General features: G+C 35.9%; 5 protein-coding genes and 1 pseudogene. 4 read left to right on the top strand and 2 right to left on the bottom strand.

Annotated features, from left to right (window positions below):
* The 4 genes from AC1DUW_RS20365 to AC1DUW_RS20350 all read left to right on the top strand — a co-directional run.
* Positions 1 to 464: alpha/beta fold hydrolase (locus tag AC1DUW_RS20365; protein WP_477643312.1), on the top strand; the 464-nt coding region annotated here is incomplete at its 5' end.
* Between the two features lie 388 nt (positions 465 to 852).
* Entirely contained in the window at positions 853 to 1,365 is a 513-nt protein-coding gene (locus tag AC1DUW_RS20360; RefSeq protein ID WP_053346680.1) for a DUF2306 domain-containing protein, read from the top strand.
* Between the two features lie 338 nt (positions 1,366 to 1,703).
* A complete protein-coding gene (locus tag AC1DUW_RS20355) occupies positions 1,704 to 2,156 on the top strand; it encodes a MarR family winged helix-turn-helix transcriptional regulator (RefSeq protein ID WP_477643311.1) in 453 nt (150 codons plus the stop codon).
* A 20-nt stretch (positions 2,157 to 2,176) separates the two neighbouring features.
* Positions 2,177 to 2,641 (top strand): GNAT family N-acetyltransferase, encoded by a 465-nt coding sequence (locus AC1DUW_RS20350; RefSeq protein WP_477643310.1) that lies wholly within the window; start codon positions 2,177 to 2,179, stop codon positions 2,639 to 2,641.
* A gap of 309 nt (positions 2,642 to 2,950) precedes the next feature.
* Here AC1DUW_RS20350 and AC1DUW_RS20345 read toward each other — a convergent pair whose 3' ends face one another.
* A complete protein-coding gene (locus AC1DUW_RS20345; protein ID WP_477643309.1) occupies positions 2,951 to 3,799 on the bottom strand; it encodes a TVP38/TMEM64 family protein in 849 nt (282 codons plus the stop codon).
* Positions 3,800 to 4,182: 383 nt separating this feature from the next.
* Positions 4,183 to 5,304: pseudogene (locus AC1DUW_RS20340) on the bottom strand (IS3 family transposase).
* Positions 5,305 to 5,462: the final 158 nt, after the last annotated feature.

Genomic DNA, 5,462 nt, shown 5'->3' with positions numbered 1-5,462 from the left:
TGTCCGATGACTTGCTTCATTTTGCGAATGCTATGAATTTGGAACGGTTTACGCTAATTGGTCATTCCATGGGCGGAACAGTATCCTATCTTTTCGCGGAAACATATCCGTCAAGAATAGAAAGGTTGATTGTTGAAGACACTCCTCCTCCTGTTCCAGATCAGACGTTCGAAGTTCCTTCCAAACCTTCTGATCCCCTACCGTTTGATTGGCGGGTTGTGCCTTCGATTCTACGGCAACTTAATGAACCCAATCCCGAATGGTGGGAGCGTCTTTCGGACATTATCATGCCGACTCTTATTATAGGCGGTCGTTCCAGTCATATTCCTCAAAACAAATTGCAGGAAGTTTCTGAGCTTATACCGAATTGCGAATTGGTGACGATAGAAGATGCCGGGCACTTTGTGCATGATGCTAATTTACCAGCCTTCTTAGCTGCCGTAAAAAGTTTTCTTAATTCATGAGTTTCCAACGCTTTCACTGCTAGCCTAATTCTTATTAAACAAACGGGCGCAATTCTGTAGAAAGGATTGTGCTATTTCTTTATGTAGAGGGCCATTTAATTGAATAAGAGGTTGCATAAAACCCTGCTTTTTATGCAGCCATCAGGCGCTCTTGAGCAAGCGTAAACGATGATTTATCAACGAGGTATAATAAATCATTCATAAACGATAAATGCCGATAAGCGAAAACCCTTTGGTGCCAAGGGGTTTGGTTTTGGTTGGGTTCCCTTTAAGAAGCTTTTTGTAAACTGGGTTTGAATAGCGCATGTAATACAATTATTAATGATTTTTTACATCTTCTTCGAATATATTAATGGTATATGTTGATATAAATTGAAGGAGGATTACTTTGGATACTTTCCAAATACTTTTAATCATTCATATTATATTCGGAATAATATGCTTATTTTCAGGTGTAATAGCTATGTCCGCCAAAAAAAGAAGAGGTATTCATACAAAATGGGGTGAACTCTACCATGCATCTTACGTTGTAATATTTATTACTGCAATCATCTTGTCAATTTTGCGATGGGAAGAAATCGCTTATTTGTTTTATGTGGCCCTTTTTTCTTACTCCTTTGCGATTTATGGTTACCTTGCACGTAAAAGACGTTGGAAAAACTGGATTCATCACCACATTAGAGGTATGTTAGGTTCTTATATCGGTGCTGTAACAGCTCTTTTGGTTAATGTTGGGAATATGATTCCTCTACTTAACCAACTTCCCAAACTATGGCTTTGGTTTATACCTACCATCATCGGAACACCTTTGATTTATATCGTAAGCCAAAAATACACAAGAAATAAAAAAGAAGAACCGGGAAAAGAGTTGTCCAGGAAAGAAAACAACAATACTTTATAACAGAGCCTAGTATTAAAAAACAACATTATTTCTTTAACAGAACCAAGATTTTAAAAAAACTCTGATAATCCTGACTTATGTTAAATAAGGCACAAAGAGAAATACGTTATTCTTGTTCAGCAATYGGGCGCGATTYTTTAATAAGAAWYGCTTTTCTTAWWGAAYTAACAGGTGCTTTACTTCAATAAGMRAGGTTGCTGAGGCAGCCTTTTTCTTAAGCACTAACGGGGCAGATTAGTTTAAAATAATTAACAACATTATTGTTGAACTTTCAACAATACGGATGAAGCATAGTCATTGTATTCCATAATTAGTTCTCTTTGGAAAGTGGGTATTCTATGCAACAAATACTTAGAAAGATAGGTCAATTATCCCGGTGTATTGAAACAATTAGTAATATTGAATTTAAAGACTATAATCTTGGAAGAGGTCAATATTTATACTTGGTAAGGATAAATGAAAATCCAGGCATCATCCAGGGACAGTTAGCCGAATTACTTAACATAGACCGCACTTCTGTCGCCAAGGCGATAAAAAAATTAGAGTCAAATGGATGGGTTGAAAAAAGGGAAAGTTCTCTAAATAAAAAAGAACTCCAACTTTTCCCGACTGAAAAAGGGAAAGATATTTATTCTTTTTTAAAAAGAGAAGGTGACTATTCAAGTGAAGTAGCATTGAGGGATTTTAGTAAAGATGAAAAACAAATCTTATTATCAATGCTAGATAGAATGAAACAAAATATTGAACCAGATTGGCAATTAGTGAAGCGTGGAATAAAACGTGACTATTAATCATTTAGGAGATATTTAATATGGCAGAAGTTTTAATCGTTCCATACAATAGTGAATACAAGGAAGACTTAAAAAGACTTTCATACGAGTGGCTTGAAAAATATGTAAGTGTTGAACCTGAAGATGAGAAAATAATAAATAATCCAGAAGAAGTTGTTTTAAATTGTGGAGGTTTTATTTTCTTTGCTAAATACAATATTGAAATAGTGGGAACAGTATCATTAATAAAATTAGACGGAGAAAATGCATTTGAAATGGCAAAGCTTGCAGTAACAGAAAAATATCAAGGGCTGAAGATAGGACGCAGATTAATGGAAAAATGTATAGAGGTAGCTAAGTTAGAGGGTGCAAGCAAAATTGTACTTTTTACAAACCATAAACTAACTGCGGCAATAGAATTGTATAAAAAATTCGGCTTTTCGTTTGTTTCATTAAAAAATATCAAATATCTTGAAGCTGATTTGAAGATGGAATTAGAGATATAAATTCTTATCAATGAAAATTGAAAACCTTTTTTATTGTGCTAAAGGGTACTTAGCAGAAAAAGAGTCGGAGCTGCGACTCTTTTTCTTGTTCTATTAACTGAGTTGTAGTTCATCAAATATTGGGTTCTCATGAAGACAGCTTAATCTGTTAATCAATATTGTGAAATTTTCTACTTAAACTAACGGGGCAGGGTAGTTCCATAAACGTAAGCAACAGTGTTAAGAATGAATGGATTTGATACCTATAATTTTTTCGGTCACAAAAAAAACGCTATACTCTTTCCAGCGTTTTTCTCATAATACATTCTGCTATTGTTCTTTTCTTTTGTTTAAAACCCATTTTACTCCTATCGATAAAATAAACAATACACCAGCAGCAAGTGACACTGCCGAGATTAATTCCTGTCCTGTCATGGTGAGGGCTTTTGCCAATTCGACTGAATATGATAGGGCTAAGGCTGTCATTAGTTTTGAGAGTGAAGCAATCAGAATAAATCTGCAAAAAGAAACTCCGCCTATCCCCGATCCCAGGCAAATGATTTCATCTGGGAGAATCGGGATAATAAACAGAAGGAAAAGGATGGCCGTTTCATTTTTTTCTACATAGTTTTGGTAGGTTTGCAAGTGCTTTTCTTTTACTAAGTTTAATGCAAGCTTTTGTCCACCAATCCTAGCTATTAGGAACATGACTGCTATTCCGGCAATAGTTCCGAAAAAACCTAGATAAGCTGCGGTAAATGAGCCAAAAACTGCACTACCTGCAGGAATTGTTACAGCTTCAGGCAAGGGTAATATGATTGGCTGAAGGAAACAAATAAGTAGGAAAAGGAGTTTGACTAATAGGGTATTTTCTCCTAAAACGCTCTCAATACCGTTCGCATCTGCCAGAATCAAAAACTTTGTAGAATAAAAAATCAGACAGACAATAATCAAAAAAATGCTCAAGTACACTAAGGAAAGACTCGYAAGTTTTAAATAGTTTACTTTTTTCATTTTTATCAAGACAAGATTAATAGACAGAATGCCTATTAAGATGACTGTAAATATAACTTTATAAATTATCAGCAGCGATGGTAAAAATACAAAAACGCACATGGCTGCAAACGCGCCCATCAATAAATTCGTCCAAAACTCAGGCAGTTTCTTTCCAAGAACCACAGTATTCCTTCTCCCTTTAAGTGATATTTGTATGATTAAGTGTACTGGCTATGCCATCTTTAGAAAACAGACCTGGGGTTTAACTGAAAGTAAGACCTGAGGCTTAAATTTTGTGAAATCATTCCCATTATCATACTTTCAAATTCAAGGGAAAAAGGACCCTTAATTAACTAACGGGGCAGGATAGTTCCATAAGGAATACTGTTAAGTGACATTAAGTTTAAAACATAATAAAGTTGTTTAAAAACGTCAGTCATGTTTTTCCATTAAAGGGCCAGATTGTGGAGGATTGTACTTAAACGAGGTAGGATTGTTTAAGATCCACTATTTTTTTTAAAGTATCTCTATCTAATTAGAGTTGCTTTTGGATTGTCAACACTAAATCAAACAACTTTTTTAAGGGATAACTTTTTAAATTCTAGAGGGCTTACGTAGCCTAAAGTTCCATGAATTCGCAACTTATTAAACCAGTTCACATAGTCTCCAAATTCGAGTGTAAGCTGAGCTAAGCTTGCGAATGTTGTTTGATTGGCGAACTCAGTCTTAATGATTTTAAAGGTCGCTTCCGCGACAGCGTTATCATAAGGGCAACCTTTCATACTTAGTGAACGACCAATCTCAAATATGGTTAACGTTTCGTCAATCAGCTTCTTTTTACATTCATTCCCTCGATCTGTGTGGAAGAGCTGAATATCACGGAGGTTCCCTTTGATAGATGCAAACGCTCTTGCCACAAGCTTGGCGTCCTTGTTAGGTCCTGTGCTAAATCCAATAATTTCACGATTAAAGAGATCGACAAAGACACATATGTAATGCCATTTATTTTTGACTTTGACATATGTTAAATCGCTGACCACTACTTTTTTTTCTTTTTCTTGTAGAAATTCCTGATTTAATTCGTTAGCCTGGTCTGATTCGTTACATGAGGTCTTTTGCGGTTTGTACTGAGCGACTGTATAAGAGGAAACAAGCCCCTGTTCTTTCATGATCCGGCCAATTCGCCTTCTGGAGACCGTAAGGCCTCTTTTCTTTAATTCAACCTTAATCTTACGTGTTCCGTACGCCTTACGGTTTTTATCAAAAATGTCTAAAATAGCGTTTGTGACATCGTCTTCTGAGGTTTGTTCTTTTGCTTCGTAGTAATAGGTGCTTCGTGAAAGCTCTAGGACGCCACACATTGCTGATACCGAGTATTTTTTCTTTGTTCCGTTTGATGACATTTACTTTCGTCCTAGTATCAGCGCKGCTTGCTTTAAAATATCATTCTCCATCTGTAACTTCTTCTGTTCTTTTAGTAGTTTAATAAGTTCTTGTTCCTCAGGAGAACGGTTATCTTTTTCTTTAAAAAAACCTGTGTTTTCACTCTGTTGTATCCACCGGTCTAAAGAAGAAGGAGTAAGTTCATATTCTTCAATAAGAGCCTTACGGTTTTTCCCATTTAGGTAGAGTTGAATGATCTGTTGTTTAAATTCGGAAGTGAAYGTACGGCGTTCTCGCTTGGTCATTTTGAGTGCTCCCTTATCTGTAGAGAGTTAAGTGTATCTGCCCTTAAAACCTCTGTCCAGATAAGTGTAGACGATTCAGGGCAGGATTTACATTTTGTAGGTAAAGGTAGTCGATTGAATGGGATATGTTCGTGAAAAATTAATGATCACGACAGAAT

This window comes from Peribacillus sp. P4_C12, from assembly GCF_056402095.1.
The sequence above is the reverse complement of the archived record's forward strand: the minus strand, read 5'-3'. Positions and strand labels throughout refer to the sequence as shown.

Excerpts from the sequence above, each read along its gene's own strand:
- AC1DUW_RS20355 (WP_477643311.1), top strand. The coding sequence starts at position 1,704 with ATGCAACAAATACTTAGAAAGATAGGTCAATTATCCCGGTGTATTGAA.
- AC1DUW_RS20350 (WP_477643310.1), top strand. The coding sequence starts at position 2,177 with ATGGCAGAAGTTTTAATCGTTCCATACAATAGTGAATACAAGGAAGAC.